Below are 18,120 nucleotides of genomic sequence, written 5' to 3'. Positions count from 1 at the left end.
GATGACCGATTCCGCCTCCCCGTCCTGGCAGACGCAGCCGCACGCGATCGTCGAGCGCGACGGTGTGCGCTACACGCTGCTGGGCACCGCCCACGTCTCGAAAGTCAGCGTGGAGGCGGTCGAGGACGCGATCGGCAGCGGCGCGTTCGACACGGTGGCGGTCGAACTCGACCCGCAGCGCCTGCAGGCGATCACCGACCCCGACGCGCTGGGCAAGCTCAATCTGGTCGACGTGATCCGCAAGGGCCGGGTCGCGCTGTTTGCCGCCAATCTGGCGCTGTCGGCCTACCAGCGCCGACTCGCGGAGCAACTCGGCATCGAGCCGGGTGCCGAGCTCAAGCGCGCAGTCGCCCTCGCCGATGCGCGCGGCCTGCCGGTCGCACTGATCGACCGCGATGTCGGCCTGACCTTCCGCCGCACCTCGTCACGGCTCGGGCTGATGGGCAAGCTCCGGCTCGGTACCAGCCTGATGTCGGGCCTGCTGACCAACGAGGAAATGGGCGAGGACGAAATCGAGAAGCTCAAGCAGGGCGACATGCTCGAGTCGAGCTTTGGCGATTTTGCCCGCAGCGATCCCAAGCTCTACGAGACCATCATCGCCGAGCGCGACCGCTACATGGCCGCGCGCCTGCGCGGCGATGTCGGTCAGGCCCGCGAGGTGCTGGCGGTCGTCGGCGCCGGTCACTTGGCCGGCATCGCGCGCCATCTTGCCGAAGATACGCAGGCGCCATCGGAGATCCGCGCTGATCTGGAACAGGCGCCGAGCACGCGTCGGTTCCCGTGGTTCACGACCCTGCTGATGGCCCTGATCCTGGCGATGATCGGCTGGGGCTACTGGCATGGCGGCGCCGACGTCGGCCGCCAGTTGCTCGAGGAATGGGTGCTGATCACCGCCGTATTCGCGGCGCTGGGCGCGATCGCCGCCGCCGCGCATCCGCTGGGTATCCTGGCCGCGGCGATTGCCGCGCCCCTCAAGCCGTTCCGCCCACCGGGCGTTTCGCCCGGCCTGTTCAGTGCGCTGATCGAGGCGCACATGCGCAAGCCCGCTTATGGCGACTTCCTGGCCCTGCGCGACGATGCCGGCACGTTCCGCGGCTGGTACCGCAACCGCGTCTCGCGGACGATCCTCAACTTCCTGTTCACCAACTTGGGGTCGAGTATCGGCGTGTGGGTGGCCGGTCTTCGGATCTTCGGCAAGCTGCTGCACTGACCGCCGCGACACGCAGGTCCTGCGCCGACCACCGGATCCTCAAGACGGAATGGCCCGCGCCGCCGAGCGACGCGGGCCATGGAGGCTACGACGCCGTGGATACGCTCGCCGGCACGCCCCGTGCGCGGCGGAGCATGCGCGCCGTACCGTGCCGCAGGTCGTCGAGAATCGCGTAGATCGTCGGCAGGAACAGCAGGCTGACCACGGTCGAGAACGCCAACCCGCCGGCGACCGCACGCGCCATCGGCGAGTAGGCTAGACCGCCGAGCACGACGGTGTCGCTGAGCGAGATCGGCACCATCGCCAGGATCGCGGTGCCCATCGTCATCATGATCGGGCGCAAGCGCTCGCGGCTGCCTTCCACCAGCGCTTCCAGGCGCGGCATGCCGCGTCGGCGCAGGTTGTTGATGTGTTCGACCATGATGATGCCGTTGTTCACCACCACGCCCATCAGCACCAGGATGCCGATGAAGGCCATCACCGTGAACGCAGTGCCGGTGAGCCAGAACAGCCAGAACACACCAAACACCGAGAACAGCACGCAGCTCATGATCGCCGCCGGGAACAGCAGCGATTCGAACACCGCCGCCATCACCACGTAGATCATGATCACCGCGATCAGCAGGTTGAACAGCATCTGCTGGCTTGCTGCGGCGTCGTCCTCGAAGCCGCTGCCCGAGAAGCTGTACCCGTAGCCGGCGGGGAACGCGACCGTGTCCAGCGTCTGCTCCAGCGCCTTGCGGGCGTCGGGCATCGTGGTCCCACCGGCGAGGTTGGCCTGCAGCGTCAATGAGGTCTGCCGGTCGTTGCGGGTGATCTGGCTGGAGGACGGCTCGACCCGCATCTCGACCAGGCTGGTCAGCGGCACGCTGCGGCCATCGGGCGCGCGGACCATGAAGGCCGCGATGTCGGCTTCGCTGTAGGTCTCTGCGCCCGCGAAGCGCACCCACACCGGCACCTCGTCGTCGCCGCGCCGAAACTCGCGCAACTGGCTGCCACGCAGTGCCAGGCCGACGAAGTTCGAGACCTGCTCGGCCGAGAATCCGAATGCGGCCGCACGGTCGCGATCGACGCTGATCCGAAGCTCGTGGTTGAGATCGCCCGAGTCCACGCGCACGTCGCGCAGCGCGGGGTTGGCCGCCAGAATCGGGATCACGCTATCGGCGATCTCGCGCAGTACCTGAGTCGAATCGCCGACCAGTTGTACCTGCACGCCTTGGCTGCCACCGGCCCCGCCACCGCCGCCCCCACCCCCACCACGCACGCCCACATCGGCCCGCGCAGACTTGGGCAACGCCTCGCTGATCGCGTCCGACAGCACCCGGGTGTCGCCGACATCGTCATTGAACGTAATGATCGTGCCCGAATCGCCGCCCTCGCCGAACCACGAATAGATCTGTCGGATCCGGTACTGCTCGCGGTGCTGGTCGAGGAACGTCTCGTAGCGACGCACCTCCTCGGAGCGCTGCTGCAGGTTGTAGCTGCCCTTCCACTGGTAGTAGAGCTGGATTTCCTTGCCGCCGCCGCTGTCGCCGAACATATCGAACTTGATCTGGCTCATCGGCAGCAGGCTCAACCCCACCACCAAGGCGATGCCGGCCACCGACCAACCCCGGTGCTGCAGCGACCAGCGCAGCACGCGCGCATAGCTGCGCTGCATGCGCGGGATCAGGCCATTGGGCCGCGCGACCGCCGGCGGCGTCTTCATGCGCGCCGACATCATCGGGATCAGGCTCACGGCGACCAGCCACGAGGCCAGCAGCGACACCGAGATGGTGATCGCCAACTGGTTCATGAAGATGCTGATGTTGTTGGTCTCGCCCAGCATGTTGGGCACGAACACGATGCAGTGGCACAGCGTGCCGGCCGACAGCGCGATCGCGACGTGTCGCGTACCCAACACCGAGGCCAGCCAGGGCTGGTCGGGCATGCGTTCGCGCTCCTGGTAGATGCTCTCCACCACGACCACGGCATTGTCGACGAGCATGCCGACCGCCAGCAGCAAGCCCATCAGCGACAGCACGTTGAGCGTGACGTCGAAGAAATGCATGAAGCCCAGGGTGATGATGAAGCAGATCGGGATCGCCAGCGTCACCATCAGCGTCGACGGCCAGTGGCGCAGGAAGAAGTACAGCACGATGATCGACAGCACCAGGCCGATCGCGCCCGCCTCCACCAGCTCCAGCAGCGAAGACGTCACTTCCTCGCCCATGTTCTGGATGACCTTGACGTCGATGCCTTCCAGCCCCGGTTCGCTGCGTGCGGTCTCGACCTCGGCCAGCACGGTCCGCGCGACCTCGACGAGGTTGGCGTCGCGCTCCTTGAAGATCTCCAGCCCCACCGCCGCGCGCCCGTCGAGGCGCCGGCCGTAATCCATGCGCTGCGGTTTGAAGCGCACATCGGCGATGTCCGACAGCCGCAGTCCCTTCTGGTCGATCACCAGGTCGCGCAACTGCTGCAGGTCCTGGATCTCGCCCAGCGGCTGCACCCGCAGACGCTGCCCACCATCGAGAATCTGGCCGGCCGAAACCGAGAAGTTCAATGCACGCAGGCGAGTGGCCAAGGCGTTGAGTTCGATGCCGTGCGCGGTCAGGCGATCGGGCTGGACCGCGATCTCGACTTCGTTGGGCGCCGCACCGCTGATCTCCACCCGTGCCACGCCAGGCACCCGTTCGAGCCGGCGCTTGAGCTGCCGGTCGATCATTTCGTAACTGCCCGACAGGTCGACATTGGCGGCCAGGCGCAGGCGCAGCACCGCTTCGTCGCTGGTCGTCCACTTGTGGACGAAGTAGCGACGGAAGTCGTCGGGCAGGTCGCTGCGGATCGCGTCGATCTTCTCGCGCGCCTCGGCCGCACTGATCGCGATGTCGCGATCCCAGTCCGAGAACTGCAGCAAGATGCCCGCACCATCCGCGCTCGCCTCACCCCGCATGCGCTTGATCCCGCCCATCGTCGCCAAGGCCTCTTCGGCCGGGCGCAGCAGATTCTGCTCGGCTTCCGCCGGCGTCGAGCCGGCATATGGCATCTGCACATAGAGGATCGGCATCGTCAGATCGGGCAATGCCTCCAACGGCAGACGGACCGCGGCAATCAAGCCGATCACCACCATCGAGACGAAACACATGATGGTGGTGACCGGACGGCGCAGGCTCAGCTCGGCAATGCTCATAGGGTGCCGGCCTCCGCCCCATCACGCTCGGCAGCGGCGCCCAGCCGCGCGCGACGGCCGCGCTCGGCGTAGAACGCATCGGACTTGCGGTCCAGCAGGTCGTAGACCACCGGGATCACCAGCAGCGTGAGCACGGTCGACACCGCCAGACCGCCCATGACGGTGATCGCCATCGGCGAGCGCACCTCCGCGCCCTCGCCCAACGCCAGCGCCAGCGGCAGAAAGCCGAACAGCGTCGCCAGCGTGGTCATGACGATCGGACGCAGACGCGAGCGCGCGCCTTCCACCAGCGCCTCGCGCTTGGCCACCCCGGCCTCACGCAACTGGTTGACCTTGTCGATCAGGATGATCGCGTTCTTGACCACCAGGCCCACCATCAGGATCAGGCCGATGAAGGCGACGACCGAGATCGTGTTGCCGGTCAGCAGCAGCGCGCCGATCGCGCCGACCATCGCCAGCGGAATGGTGAACAGGATCACGAACGGATGCAGCAGCGACTCGAACTGCGAGGCCATCACCAGGTAGACGAGGAAGATCGCCAGCGCAAATGCCATCAGCAGCGAGCGCATCGACTCGGCCAGCTCTTCGCCCTGGCCACCGATGTGCAACCCGATCTCGGGGCCGAGCGGATGCTGCGCGACCATCTGCCGTACCTCGGCCATCGCCGCGCCCAGATCGATATCACGCAGGTTCGCCGACACCACCGCCACACGCACCTGGTCGGCGCGATGGATCTCGCTCGGGCCGATGGTCGCGATCACGTCGGCGACCGAATCCAACCGCACCGCCGCGCCGCTGCCCGGATTGACGATCAGGTTGCGGATGCGCTCCACCGAATCGCGCTCGTGCTCCTGCGCACGCACCAGCACGTCGATCTTGCGGTCGCGGAAGTTGTAGCGTGTGGCCACTTCGCCGCGCACCGCACGCACCACCGCATCGGCGATCTGTCGCGTGGTCAGGCCAAAGGCACCCGCACGCTCCTGGTCGAAGACGATCTGGATCTCGGGAAAGCCCTGCTCCACCGTGCTCTTGACGTCGGCGTAGTGCGGATTGGCCCGCAGCAGCTCGGCCATGCGCTGACCGGCCTTGGCCAGCCCCTCGAGATCCTGGCCGCGCAGTTCGATCTCCAGCGGCGTGGAGAAGCTGAAGATCTGCGGCCGCGAGAAGTCGACCGCGACCCCAGGATACCGGCGCATGGTCTCGCGCAGACGGTCGGTCTGCTGCGCCTCGAACTCACGGCTGCCACCACCGCTCATGACGATGCTCAGCCGGCCGATGTTCTCGCCGCTCTCGGTCGGATTCGCGTCCAGCCGGGTGCCGCTGCCGCTCACGCCGAACAGCAAGGCCACGCCGTCGTCGTCGCGATGGGCCTGCTGCACCTCGCGCATGATGCGGTCGGTTTCGCGCAGCGGTGTGCCTGGCGGCAGCTTGGCGGTCATCTCGAACCGGTCCTGCGCCAGTTGCGGTATCAGGTCCGTGCCCAACAGTGGCACGGCAAACATGCTGACCACGAACACCGCGGTCGCGGTGCCCAGCACCAGCCACGGACGCGCCAGCGCCGCCGGCAGGACGCGCATATAGCCGCGCTCGGCGCGCTCGTAGGGCGCCATCGCCATGTCACTGGCGCGTCCCATCACGCGGCCGACCAGGTGCGAGACACCGCGCCACAGACGGATGAGCAGCCAGGCCAGGCCGAACAGCACGCCGCGGATGCCGGCGCCGATGCCACGGCCGGTTGCTGCGAACGGCTTCTGCCACCGGCGCTCCGGTCGCCATTGCGGATGCGGTGCCTCTTCCGGGAACGCCAGCGGCGGCCGGCCCTTGAGCGAGGCCAGCATCGGGATGAGCGTCATCGCCACCAGCAGCGACACGCCGACCGCGATCGCGATCGTCAGCGCCTGGTCGCGGAACAACTGGCCGGCGATGCCCTCGACGAACACCAGCGGCAGGAACACCGCGATGATCGTCAGCGTGGAGGCGATCACTGCCATGCCCACTTCCCGCGTGCCGGTGATCGCAGCCTCCAGCACGCCCAGCCCGCGTTCGCGCGCCTTGGCGATCGACTCGAGCACGACGATCGAATCGTCGACCACCAGGCCGGTCGCAAGCGCCAGGCCGCCGAGCGACATCACGTTCAAGCTCAATCCCAGCTGGCCCATGAAGAAGAACGTGGTGATGATCGAGACCGGCAGCGACAGGCTCACCACCAGCGTGCTCCAGCCGTTGCGCAGGAACAGGAAGATGATCAGCACCGCCAGGGTGCCGCCGATCAGCGCATCGGTGCGCACGTCGTTGATCGCCGCCCGCACGAACTTGGACTGGTCGTCGACGACGGTCAGGGTCATCCCGGTCGGCAGATCCTTGCGGATCACCTCCAGACGTGCCTGGATCGCATCGGCGGTCGACACGGTATTCGCATCGCCCTCCTTGTAGATCGCCAGCTCCACCGCTTCGTCGCCGCCGAGCCGGATGATGCTCTCGCGCTCCTTGAAGCCCTGGCGCACGGTGGCGATGTCGCGCAGGCGGATCGCACGCCCCCCCGCGATCGTCGTGCCATCCGCGCCCGAGGCGCTCTGCACCGATGCCGCCGCCGCGAGCACCGCCTGCGAGCCGCTCGCCGCCGCGATCGCGGCCATCTGCTGCGCCGCGCTGGCCGCGGCGTTGTCGCCGCCCGATTGCGTGGCCACCAGCATGTCGCCGATCTGCTCGACGCTTGCGAACTGGTTGACCGTGCGCACCAGATAGCGCTGGGTGCCCTGGTCGAGACGACCGCCCGACAGGTTGATGTTCTCCTGCTGCAGGCGCTGGATCACGTTCTCGATCGGCAGGCCGATGCGCGCCATCTGCTGCAGGTCCAGCTCCACCTGCACTTCGTCCTCGAAGCCGCCGCCGACCTTGACCGCGGCCACGCCGCCCACCGGTTCGAGCTTCTTCTTCAGATCGTCGTCGGCGTAGCGACGCATGCGGGTCAGCTCGTCGACCGCATCGCCCTTGTCGCCCGCGGTCAGCGCGAGGCGCAGGATCGGCTCGGTGGACGGGTTGAAGCGCAGCAGCACCGGCGGCTTGACCTCGAGCGGCAACTGCAGGGTCTCGAGCTTGTCGCGCACCTCCAGGCTCGCCTGGTCCATATCGGTGCCCCAGGCAAACTCCAGCACCACATCGCTCTGGCCGGTCCGCGAGACCGAGCGCAGCTTGCGCACGCCCTTGACTACACCCAGCGCCTCCTCGACCGGCTCGCTGACCAGCGTCTCGATCTCCGACGGTGCCGCGCCGGTGTACTCGGTGCGCACGGTCAGCGTGGGATAGCTGAGATCGGGCAGCAGGTTGACCTTGAGGTTGGTCAGCGCGATCAGGCCGAACAGCATCATGCTGATCGCGACCATCCACACGGTCACGCGGCGGCGTGTGGAGAACTCGACCAGATCAAAGCGCCTGGGCGCAGTGCCGTGCGGGTCCGCGGCCGGGCCGTCGCCGGCGGGGCCCTCGTGGGAGGCGCCGGCCATTACTGCGCGTCGCTCTTGGCGTCGTTAGCGGGCTTGGCAGCTGCGACGGGGGCCGCGCCGATCACCTGCACCGGGCTGCCCTCGCGCAGCGCGACCTTGCCCGCGGTCACCACTTGCATGCCGTCCTTAAGGCCGTCACGGACTTCGATCAGATCGCCGTCGACATAGCCCAGCGTCACCGGCACGCGCACCGCCTTGCCGTCACGCACGGTGAACACTGCGGCCTGGTCGCCATCGTCGAGCAGCGCGGCACGCGGGATCACCAGCGCGTCGGCGCGCTGGTCGTAGTCGATGTGGATGCGCCCGAACATGCCCGCACGCAGCGCATCGGTGCCGGCGAAGGCGGTCACCACGCGGAACGTGCCGCTGCGCGATTCGACCACCGGCGCGACGCGCTCGACGACGCCCTCGAACGATTCGCCCGGCAACGCATCGACCTGCAACCGGACCGGCTGGCCGCGCTTGAGCACGCGCAACTCGCGCTCGGGAACATTGAGCGTCGCCTCGATGCGCGCGTTGTCGACGATGCTGAAGATCGGCGTGTTGATCTGCACGAAGTTGCCGGTGCGGATCATGCGCTGGGAGATCACGCCGGCGATCGGCGCGGTGACCGTCGTATAGGACAGTTCCAGCTGCGCCATCTCGTACTGCGCACGCGCGGTATCGAGATCGAACTTGATCTGGTCCAGGTCGTTGGCGCTGATCATCTGCTGGCCGACGAGTTGCTGGGCGCGGCGGTAGCTGTTCTCCAGCTTGCCCATCGTCGCCCGGCTCTGCAGCACCGCCAGACGCGCACGGTCGGGGTCGAGCCGCACCAGCGGCTGGCCGGCTCGGACCGCATCGCCCTCCTCGACCAGCACCTCCAGCGCGATGCCCGAAGTCTTGGCGACCACGTCCGCGCCACGGGGCACCTCCAGCGACGCGGTGCCCACGTAGCTCGCCGCCACGCTGCGCCGCGCCACGGTGTCAGTCTCCACTGGCACCGGCGCCTGCGCCGCCTCACCGGGCTTGGCCTGGGCATCGCCCCCGCCCCCCTTGCAAGCGCTCAAGCCAAGGGCGGCCGCCAGCAACAGGCCACCAGTGAGGATGCGTCCCGTGGACGCGCGGACGAGCAGTGTCGACATTGGAATGGAATGACCCCTACGGTGTGGTAGCAATGTAGTTCACCCGAACATGCCGGTGCCATCCGCCATTGGTCATGGTGACCTCCGGCGTCAGGCCTGGTCCACGCGGAGTCGTTGGGTTTGCGCAACACCCATGGCTATACTGGACTGGTTGCCCGCGGTTCAGCGACCGCCCGCGGGTCACGTCCGACGCTCCCCCGACAGCCGTTCCAGCCACTCAGGATTGCGGATACCAAGATGACGCGACCGCTGCTGCTCGCCTCCTGCCTCACCTTCGCCGCGATGGCGTCCCCCTCCGCCCCTGCGCAGACTGCCGCTGCCCCTGCTGCCGCCGCGTCCAATGCGCCGCTGGTGGGCGATGCCGCCAACGGTCGGACCCTGACCTACACCTGTCAGGGTTGCCACGGCGTCGAGGGCTACCGCAACGTGTATCCGCACTACCACGTGCCCCGGATCGGCGGTCAATCCTCCCAGTACCTGGTCAATGCGCTCAATGAGTACAAGCGCGGCACCCGCCGGCATCCGACGATGCAGGCGCAGGCGCAGAGCTTCTCGGACCAGGACATCGCCGACATCGCCGCGTTTCTTTCGGAGCTGACCCAGTGAGCGGCATGAACCGGACCCTCTTTGTGTTAATCCCCGCCATGACCTGCCTGGCGCTGGCCGCCTGCAGCGGCCCCGCGGCCGATGAACAAGCGCATGCCAGCGGCGGCACGTCTTCGGCCGGCCTGCCCAATGGCTCGGCGCAAGCAGGCGAGCGCGCGGCCAACGTCAAGAGCGCCGCCACCGGCCAGACCTGCATCGATTGCCACGGCGCCGGCGGCAATGCACCGCTCGACCCGACCTATCCGAAGATCGGTGGGCAGTACCGCGACTACATCGCCCACGCACTGCAGGCCTACCGCGACGGGACACGCGAGCACGCGCTGATGTCGCAGCAGGCCGCGGGATTGAGCGATCAGCAGATTGCGGACCTCGCCGCCTACTTTGCCGACCAGCCCAGCCAACTGCGCGATCTGCGCGGCGTGCACGACCGCTAACCGTCGTTGCCGTCGCGCAAGTCCGGGTGCGCCCTCTCTAGGCCCGCTCGCTGGATGAGACCCGTGCGCGGATCAACGCGTTGATCCGCTTCCCATCCTCGCTGCTCATTGGGTCTAGTTTCGGTTCCGGGTTTCAGCCTTTGGCCTGACTGCGCGCCGTAGAGCGAGCCCAGCATCACTGGGCTGAGGCGCTCGAAGCGCAGCCCACACCCGGATGCGAAGAGGTTGGGCTGCGTGCTCGGCCCTCGAAAAAGCGCAGCGTCCCGCGGCCTCACTTGCCCAGGCTATCGCGGTCTTCCTGCAACTCCGGCTTCCACGGCACGTCCGGCGGCGGACGGCCGTCGGTCTCAACGTCCTGCATGTTCGGATCGGTGATCCCGCAACCGCCGCCAAAAGCCAGCAACGCAACACTGCACTGGATGGTCTTGCTGGTGCCGGGAATCGGGATCAGCACCGTCTGCACACTGCGCCGCACCCATTCTTCCAGCAGCGACTCGCTGGGCACCCAGTAGCGGTCGAAGCGCGTCGACTCGTAGCCCGGGGCCGGCCGCCGCAGCCAGGTGCCCATGCGGTCGATCTTCTCGAAATCCTCGGTGATCGTGCCCGGCGGCAGCCCGCCGCCCACACGCCCGCCATCGGCCAGACGCGGGCGGCCATCGGCGCCGAACAGGCCCGACGGACGACCGGGCCGGCCACCGTCGCGCGCGGTGTCGGCATCACCCCAGTCATCGGCGGCGCGGGTCGATGGCGCCGCCCCCGGCGGGGACGCAGCGCTGGGCCCGCGGCCGGCGGTCGAGGCCGGCGTCCGCGCTCCCGCTCCCGGTGCGGGCGTCGCCGCGCCGCCCGGCGCTTGCCCCGGCGAAACCGGGGCCGGGGTCGCGACCGGGGCCGGGGTCGCCGCGACTTCCGCAGCGGGTGCAGGCGCGGGATCACGCAGCGGCACCGCGCGTTCGCGCGCAGCGACTTCGGGCGTGGGCCGCGCCGCCGGCGCCGGCGTCTCGACCGCGACTTGCGGCGGTGCCGTGGTCGGCAGGCGCACCGTCTCGGTCGCCTGCGCCACCGCCCGCTCGCGGACCTCGACCTCCAGCGTCGGCGCCTCGGGCGTAGGCGGCGTCAGGTCGATGCGTTGCGGTCCACGGATGGCAGGCACCTCGACTGCCTGCAGCGCGGCATCGGGCACCTGACGCTCGCGCACCTGCACCTCGGGTACCGGCGCCGCCGGACGCGGCGGCGGCAAGGTGAACGCACTGTCGGGCAGCGGCGTCTCGGTGACCTGCAGCACGTCCTGCGCGGGCGCGTCGTCTGCATCGGCCACCGAGGGTGCGGGCGCGGGATCCTGCGCCGGTGGCGGCGCCGTCGGCGCGGGCGTCGGTGCGGATGCCGGCGCTGTAGCAGGCGCCGGAACCGCAGCGGTCGGCGTCGGCGGAGCCGGCGCCTCGCCTGCGCCGCCACCGGCATCGCGAGGCGTGCCGTCACCGATGAACACCACCTCGACGACATGCTCTTCGCCGTGGGCGGCGGCTTCGGTCGCCGCCAGGAACCGCGCCTGCATCAGCAGCAGCAACAGGCCCAGCCAGGTCAGCTGGATCAGCAGTGTCGTCACCAGCGAGACGATCCGCAGGCCGCGTTCGTCTTGGGGATCATGTTCCCATAGCGGATAGGCCAGGCTGGCCCAGGCCGCCAGCGCATTGGCCGGCGGCGTGCCCCGACGCCGCGGGGGTGCCGGCCGGCCGGCCAGAACCGCGGCGATGGCCCCTGCGGCCGCGCCGGTCACCGCGCCACTGCGGGCCCGCAGGGTGGCGAACCAGTCGGCCCATCCGGGCGGAAAGCGCCCCGGCGCTTCGGTCGATCCGGCCGACCGCCGCCGGCGACGGAGCACCTCGATCAGGTCGGCAGAGGTGAACATCCGTTGCAGGCCGCCGGCTGCCTGACCTGGATCAGGCCGCGTCGCGCGGCATGTACGGCGCGCTCCCGCTGTCGTGATCGGTCGCGTCGCGCACGGCGGTAACGCCGGGCACCTTCTCCATCAGCGTTTTCTCGATGCCCTGCTTGAGCGTCACATCGACCAGGCCGCAGCCGTGGCAGCCACCGCCGAAGCGCAGTACCACCACGCCTTCGGCGGTGATCTCCTGCACCGAGACGTTACCGCGATGCTGGGCGAGCTGCGGATTGACCTCGTTCTCGACCACCCAGTGCACCCGTTCCACCAGCGATGCGGCTTCCGGCGGCGCCTCGCCCTTGATCTTCGGTGCACGGATCTGCAACTGCCCGCCTGTGGCGCGGGCCTCGTAGTCGATCTGCGCGCCGTCGAGATAGGGCACGCTCGGCGCGTCGAGCCACAGCGTGAAGCCCTCGCAGTCGATCGCCCATTCGTCGCCGGTCAGATCGCCAGGCTCGGCGAACTCCAGTCGCACGTCCGCGCGCGTGGTACCGGCATGGACCGCGGCCAGGCGGACCCCCAGTCCCGGAAGCGCCTCGCGCTCGATCAGCTTGCGGAAATGCGTCTGTGCGGATTCGGAGATATTGATCATGGGGGTATTCTAGCGAGCCTGCGCCGGCGCACATGCCGGTCGCCGTCTGTCGCATGAATGGCGGTCCGGAAACGGCCGCCGCTGCCCAAGGAGCTGCCGATGTCGGATCTCATCCCCCTCGCCCAGGCCCACTGCATCGCCCGCCGCGGCGTCGAGCACCGCCTGCCCGAAGCGCGGGTGCGCGAGTTGCTGCCGCAGCTGCCGGAATGGGCCCTCGCCGAGGATGGCCGCGCACTGACCCGCACGTTCCGCTTCGGGGATTACCACCGGTCGATGGCGTTTGTGAACGCACTGGCGTTCATCGCCCACCGCGAGGACCACCACCCCGATCTGGGTGTGCACTACGACCGCGTCGAGGTCCGCTACTCGACCCACGATGTGGGCGGGCTGAGCGAGAACGACTTCATCTGCGCGGCCAAGGCCGACGCGCTGGTCGCCTGATGGCCGTTCGCAGAATCGCCCTCGCCGCCGCCCTCGCCGTCTGGCTCGCGGCCTGCGTGTCGAGCCAGGCGGCCAGCTCCGGCGGGGCCGCCGACGCCGACACCGTGGGGGCGTCGGTCGACATCCGCAGTGTCCGTAGCCACCCGCCCAAGTATCCGGTGGAGGCAGTCCGCGAGGGCGTCAGCGGCATGGTCGAGATGCAGGTCGAGGTCGGTGCCGATGGCGCCTTCCGGGATGTGCGGATCGTCAAGAGCAGCGGCAGCGCTCTGCTCGATGCCGCCGCGATGGAAGCAGCGCGACACTGGCGCTACGCCCCCGCGCGGCGCAATGGCAAGCCGGTACGGGGCCATGTCCGGATTCCGCAGACCTTCGCCTTGCAGGACTGAAGTCCGGCCCGCGCCCTGATCAGCCGAGCCGATCCAGCGCCTCGCGCAGGTCATCGGCCAGCGGCGCGTTGAGGACGTAGGCTTCGCCATCGTCGAGCGCGAATTCCAATGATGCGGCGTGTAGGAACAGCCGCCGCAACTCGATCTGCTCTCGCAGCCGCCGGTTGACCGCAAGATCGCCGTACTTGTCGTCGCCAGCCACCGGATGGCCGATGTGCTGGGCATGCACGCGGATCTGGTGAGTGCGTCCAGTCTCGATCCGCACCTCGCAGTACGAGTGCCCGCCACGGCGCTCGAGCACCTGGAAATGGCTCAGCGAGGGCTTGCCCGCGGCGTTGACCTGGACATGGCGCTCGCCGCCCTGGCGCAGCCCCACGTGCAGCGCCGCGTCGACACTCATCGTGCCGCCGGGCAAGCGCCCGGCGAGCAGCGCCAGATAGCGCTTGCGGATGCCCGCGCCGTGGTCCTCGCGCATCAGCGCCTGCAGTTGAGTCAGTGCCGAGCGCTTCTTGGCCAGCACCATCAGCCCCGAGGTGTCGCGGTCGAGCCGGTGCACGAGCTCCAACGACTGATTCGGGCGCAGCGCACGCAAGGTCTCGATGACCCCGAAACTGATCCCGCTGCCGCCATGGCTGGCGACCCCCGACGGTTTGCTGATCGCCAGCAACCGCGCATCCTCGAACACGATGCTCGCCTCCATCGCCGCCAGCAGTCCGCGCGACGGTGTGCCCGCCTCCCCGGCCGGCGCCAGCCTGACCGGGGGGATCCGGACCTCATCACCGGCCTCGAGCTTGCGCTCGGCCTTGGCGCGGCCGCCGTTCACCCGCACCTGGCCGCTGCGCACGATCTTGTAGACGATCGACCGCGGCGCGCCCTTGAGCTGGCCCAGCAGGAAGTTGTCGAGGCGCTGGCCGGCGCGATCGTCGGTCACCCGGACCAGCCGCACACCGCCGCCGGCCGGGCCGGAATCGTTGTCAGTCATCGTCGCTTATTTATCTGCTACACTCGGCCCGCGATATAAGGTGCTGATTTCCCTGGAAGATCACGGGCCAAAAGCCCACCTTCCGAAGGTCTCCGGACAGTGCGCGGCCACCGCCCCAGGGGCGGCCATGTTAGCGGCTGGACGGCAACGCTGCTTATCGCCCGATGCCTGGCATCGGCGCTGAACACGTCCCGCGCGGCGCCCGTCCCGGTCCAAGACCGGTCGCGAGCGGCCAGCGGCCCGCAACACCCAGACAACAACGAGCGCTCCCGCGGCCCGCCGTGGTGTCGTAGCGCTGGAAAATCCGGTTCGTCGCTGCGCGTGCGCGGCGGCTTCAGGCTTCATCCAGGCGAAACGCCCCGACGTTCCGCGCGCGAGAGCGCGTTGAGGAACGCAATTCATGAAGCGTATGCTCATCAATGCGACGCAGGCAGAAGAACTGCGCGTCGCCATCGTCGACGGCCAGTCCCTGTACGACATCGATATCGAACAGCCGTCGCGGGAACAGAAGAAGTCCAACATCTACAAGGGCCGGATCACCCGGATCGAACCCTCGCTCGAGGCCGCGTTCGTCGAGTACGGCGCCGCCCGCCACGGCTTTCTGCCGCTCAAGGAAGTCTCGCGCGACTATTTCCAGGCTGGCGTCGACCCCAACAAGGGCTCGATCAAGGAACTGCTGCGCGAGGGCCAGGAGGTCGTCGTCCAGGTCGACAAGGAAGAGCGCGGCAACAAGGGCGCCGCCCTGACCACGTTCATCTCGCTGGCCGGCCGCTACATGGTGCTGATGCCCAACTCGCCGACCGCCGGCGGCGTCTCGCGCCGGATCGAGGGCGAGGACCGCGCCGAGCTGAAGAAGGCGATGGACGCGCTGAACATCCCCGACGACATGGGCGTGATCATCCGCACCGCCGGCGTCGGCCGCGACGCCGAAGAACTGCAGTGGGACCTGGACTACCTGCTGAGCATCTGGCGGGCGATCGCCGAGGCCGCGCTCAGCAAGCCCTCGCCGTTCCTGATCTACCAGGAATCGCGCCTGATCACCCGGGCGCTGCGCGACTACATGCGCGCCGATATCGCCGAGATCCTGGTCGACACGCCGGAGATGTACGCCGAGGCGCGCGACTTCGTCGAGCAGGTGATGCCGCACAACCTGCGCAAGCTCAAGCACTACACCGATGACGTTCCGCTGTTCAACCGCTACCAGATCGAGTCGCAGATCGAGAGCGCCTACGAGCGCACCGTGCGCCTGCCCTCGGGCGGTGCACTGGTCATCGACCAGACCGAGGCGCTGACTGCGATCGACGTCAACTCGGCGCGCGCCACCAAGGGTGGCGACATCGAGGAGACCGCGTTCAACACCAACCTGGAGGCGGCCGACGAAGTGGCCCGCCAGCTGCGCCTGCGCGACCTGGGCGGTCTGGTGGTGATCGACTTCATCGACATGTCGTCCAACAAGCACCAGCGCGACGTCGAGAACCGGCTGCAGAACGCGCTCAAGTACGACCGCGCGCGCGTGCAGCAGAACCGGATCTCCAAGTTCGGGCTGCTGGAGATGAGCCGCCAGCGTCTGCGCGCGAGCCTGGGCGAGTCCAGCCAGATCGTGTGCCCGCGCTGCGAGGGCCACGGCCGCATGCGCAGCATCGAATCGCTGTCGCTGTCGATCATCCGCGTCGCCGAAGAGCACGCAATGAAGGACAACACCGGGCAGGTGCTGGTGCAGGCACCGGTGGAGATCGCCAACTACCTGCTCAACGAGAAGCGCAGCGCGCTGGCCGAGATCGAGAAGCGCCACGGCGCCCCGATCATCATCGTTGCCGACGAGCAACTGCACACGCCGCACTACGAGGTCTCGCGCATTCGCGAGAACGAGCTCGGCGAAGAGACCAGCCGACCGAGCTACCAGCGCGGCACGCCGCGTCGCGTGGCGACCATCGCGCTGAGCAAGAGCAACCTCAACGTGCCGCCGCCGGCCGTGACCAATGTCCGCCCGGCCCAGCCTGCGCCGGTCCGCGAACCCAAGCCCGAGCCGGCACCCGTCCCGGCACCCGCGCCCGTGGCCGCACCAGCGCCTGCGCCGGCCCCCGCCTCGTCCGGCGGTTTCGTCGGCTGGCTCAAGACGCTGTTCGCCGCTCCCGCCCCGGCTGCGCCGCAGCCAGCGCGCCAGGACACCCGCGGACCGCGTCCCGACGGCCAGGGCCAGGCCCGCGACGGTCAGCCGCGCGGCGAAGGACGCGGCAACGGCCGCAATGGTCAGCGGCGCGACCGCCGCGGGTCGCGTTCGGGTAGCCAGGGGGGGCAAGGCGCACAGACGGGGGCCACGGCCCCCGTACGCGAAGAGCAGGCCGCCGCACCGCAGCGCGAACCGCGCCGCGAGCAGCCGTCCTCCCAGGACAAGCGCCCGCAGGAGCGTCGCCAGAAGCAGAAGCCGCCGCGTGGCCCGCGTCCGCCGAGAGACGAGGACGAGGCCGTCGACTCGATGACGCTTCCGGCCGTCGCGGCCACCGCCGCGGCAGTGTCGACGCCGGCGGCCCAGGCCACGGCCCCCGCACGCACGGAGGTCGCTACGGCACCGGCGGCCGCCCCGGCACCGGCCGCATCGCCGAAGCCCGAGGCATCGGCCCCAGCCGAGGCCGATCGGCACGTCTCCGCCTCGGCAGCGGACGCCGCTTCGACCCCGGTCGCCCCGGCCGTGGTCGCTGCTGATCCGACCGACGACGACCAGACCGACGAGGCACCGGCCGCCAGCGACGATGACGAGACCGGCAATGGCCGTCGCCGTCGCGGTCGTCGCGGCGGCCGCCGTCGTCGCCGTGGCAAGGCCGGCGACGGCAGCGTCGCGGGCGACGAGTCGCAGCAGGATGATGACGAGACCGCGGACGACCACGGAATTGTCCCGTCCGATCGCGCCCAGCCCGAGTTCGATTTCGACGACCTGCCGGCGGCTCCGGTCCAGGCGCCGACGTCGGCACCTGCGCCCACGCCCGCCGCAGCGCCGGCTCCGGTCCCGGCCGCCGCCGCGGCTGCGGCCGTGGTCGCAACCGGCGCCGAGGTCGCGGCGCCGGCGCCTGGCGACATCGCGTCCGAATCGTCATCGCCGGCGCCCGCATCGGCCCCGACGACCGCGCCGTCCCTGTCGACGACCGAAGCTCCGCAGACGGCCGTCGATGCGGGCATGGCCGACACGGCCGGTCCGGCACAGGCGCAGGACGTCGACCCGGCCGCAACGCTGTCGACCCCGTCCGCGGTCGAGACCGCCCAGGCCGATGCCGATGCTGCTGTCCCCGCGTCGCCGGTCGAGCGACCGACGGCAGACATCAGCAGCCGCGACACGGCCCCGGGGCTGTTCGATGCGCCAACGCCCGTAGACCCGGCGACCGACGCGGTCGAGCAGGTCGAGCAGGTCGAAGCGGTCGAGGCCAAGGCCGCCGAGGTCGAGCGGGTCGAGGCGACCGATGCGGCACCGCAGACCACGGGCGCAAATCCGGCGGCGGACACGGCGCCGGTCGGTAGTGCCGCGGCGGCGCCGTCCCAGGCCGAATCGGGGGATGCGGCCGAGCCGGACGCACAGCCCGAGGCCGACGCCGAGCGCACTGACGCGCCCGGGTCCGCAGCCCCGACGGGGGCGCCTTCGGCGACCGACGCCGAGGCCAAGCAGGACGCGCATCCTGACCCACGTCCGAGCCGCGAGGCCTGAGCCACACGAAAAAGCCCCGGCATGTCCGGGGCTTTTTTTT

The 18,120-nt window shown here is 69.3% G+C and carries 12 protein-coding genes; 6 read left to right on the top strand and 6 right to left on the bottom strand.

All coding sequences use genetic code 11. The annotated features are described in order from the left end of the window. Window position 1 precedes the first annotated feature (1 nt). On the top strand, window positions 2-1,210 hold the full coding sequence (locus tag WAF18_RS14145) for a TraB/GumN family protein (protein WP_337245672.1): 1,209 nt from the start codon (window positions 2-4) through the stop codon (window positions 1,208-1,210). An 85-nt stretch (window positions 1,211-1,295) separates the two neighbouring features. On the opposite strand, the gene WAF18_RS14140 is transcribed toward WAF18_RS14145, so the two are convergent. The 3 genes from WAF18_RS14140 to WAF18_RS14130 all read right to left on the bottom strand — a co-directional run bounded on the left by WAF18_RS14140 (window position 1,296) and on the right by WAF18_RS14130 (window position 9,006). After that, window positions 1,296-4,379, bottom strand: coding sequence for an efflux RND transporter permease subunit (locus tag WAF18_RS14140; RefSeq protein ID WP_337245671.1), 3,084 nt, complete (start codon window positions 4,377-4,379; stop codon window positions 1,296-1,298). Then, on the bottom strand, window positions 4,376-7,801 hold the full coding sequence (locus WAF18_RS14135; RefSeq protein ID WP_337245763.1) for an efflux RND transporter permease subunit: 3,426 nt from the start codon (window positions 7,799-7,801) through the stop codon (window positions 4,376-4,378). Before WAF18_RS14135 ends, WAF18_RS14140 begins: the two co-directional genes overlap by 4 nt. An 80-nt stretch (window positions 7,802-7,881) precedes the next feature. Beyond that, entirely contained in the window at window positions 7,882-9,006 is a 1,125-nt protein-coding gene (locus tag WAF18_RS14130; protein WP_337245670.1) for an efflux RND transporter periplasmic adaptor subunit, read from the bottom strand. Between the two features lie 237 nt (window positions 9,007-9,243). Here WAF18_RS14130 and WAF18_RS14125 point away from each other — a divergent pair, with 237 nt between their 5' ends. Then, the gene (locus WAF18_RS14125) at window positions 9,244-9,612 is read left to right on the top strand and encodes a cytochrome c (RefSeq protein WP_337245669.1); all 369 of its coding nucleotides are present in this window, start codon (window positions 9,244-9,246) and stop codon (window positions 9,610-9,612) included. A 38-nt stretch (window positions 9,613-9,650) separates the two neighbouring features. Further along, window positions 9,651-10,046 (top strand): cytochrome c, encoded by a 396-nt coding sequence (locus WAF18_RS14120; RefSeq protein ID WP_337245762.1) that lies wholly within the window; start codon window positions 9,651-9,653, stop codon window positions 10,044-10,046. 271 nt (window positions 10,047-10,317) lie between these two features. Here the strand turns inward: WAF18_RS14120 and WAF18_RS14115 are convergent, their stop codons facing one another. Next, window positions 10,318-11,952 (bottom strand): hypothetical protein, encoded by a 1,635-nt coding sequence (locus WAF18_RS14115; RefSeq protein WP_337245668.1) that lies wholly within the window; start codon window positions 11,950-11,952, stop codon window positions 10,318-10,320. Between the two features lie 31 nt (window positions 11,953-11,983). Continuing rightward, on the bottom strand, window positions 11,984-12,577 hold the full coding sequence (locus WAF18_RS14110) for an NfuA family Fe-S biogenesis protein (protein WP_337245667.1): 594 nt from the start codon (window positions 12,575-12,577) through the stop codon (window positions 11,984-11,986). Between the two features lie 99 nt (window positions 12,578-12,676). Here WAF18_RS14110 and WAF18_RS14105 point away from each other — a divergent pair, with 99 nt between their 5' ends. Continuing rightward, window positions 12,677-13,018, top strand: coding sequence for a 4a-hydroxytetrahydrobiopterin dehydratase (locus WAF18_RS14105; protein WP_337245666.1), 342 nt, complete (start codon window positions 12,677-12,679; stop codon window positions 13,016-13,018). Continuing rightward, complete coding sequence (locus WAF18_RS14100) at window positions 13,018-13,404, top strand: energy transducer TonB (RefSeq protein ID WP_337245665.1); 387 nt, start codon at window positions 13,018-13,020, stop codon at window positions 13,402-13,404. Before WAF18_RS14105 ends, WAF18_RS14100 begins: the two co-directional genes overlap by 1 nt. 19 nt (window positions 13,405-13,423) lie before the next feature. Here WAF18_RS14100 and WAF18_RS14095 read toward each other — a convergent pair whose 3' ends face one another. Beyond that, the gene (locus tag WAF18_RS14095; RefSeq protein ID WP_337245664.1) at window positions 13,424-14,386 is read right to left on the bottom strand and encodes an RluA family pseudouridine synthase; all 963 of its coding nucleotides are present in this window, start codon (window positions 14,384-14,386) and stop codon (window positions 13,424-13,426) included. 400 nt (window positions 14,387-14,786) lie between these two features. Here WAF18_RS14095 and WAF18_RS14090 point away from each other — a divergent pair, with 400 nt between their 5' ends. Further along, window positions 14,787-18,080, top strand: coding sequence for an Rne/Rng family ribonuclease (locus WAF18_RS14090; RefSeq protein WP_337245663.1), 3,294 nt, complete (start codon window positions 14,787-14,789; stop codon window positions 18,078-18,080). The last annotated feature ends 40 nt before the right edge of the window (window positions 18,081-18,120 follow it).

This window comes from Luteimonas sp. gir, assembly GCF_037198055.1.
Taxonomy (GTDB): domain Bacteria; phylum Pseudomonadota; class Gammaproteobacteria; order Xanthomonadales; family Xanthomonadaceae; genus Luteimonas; species Luteimonas citri_A.
This window is presented reverse-complemented; position numbering and strand designations above follow the sequence as displayed.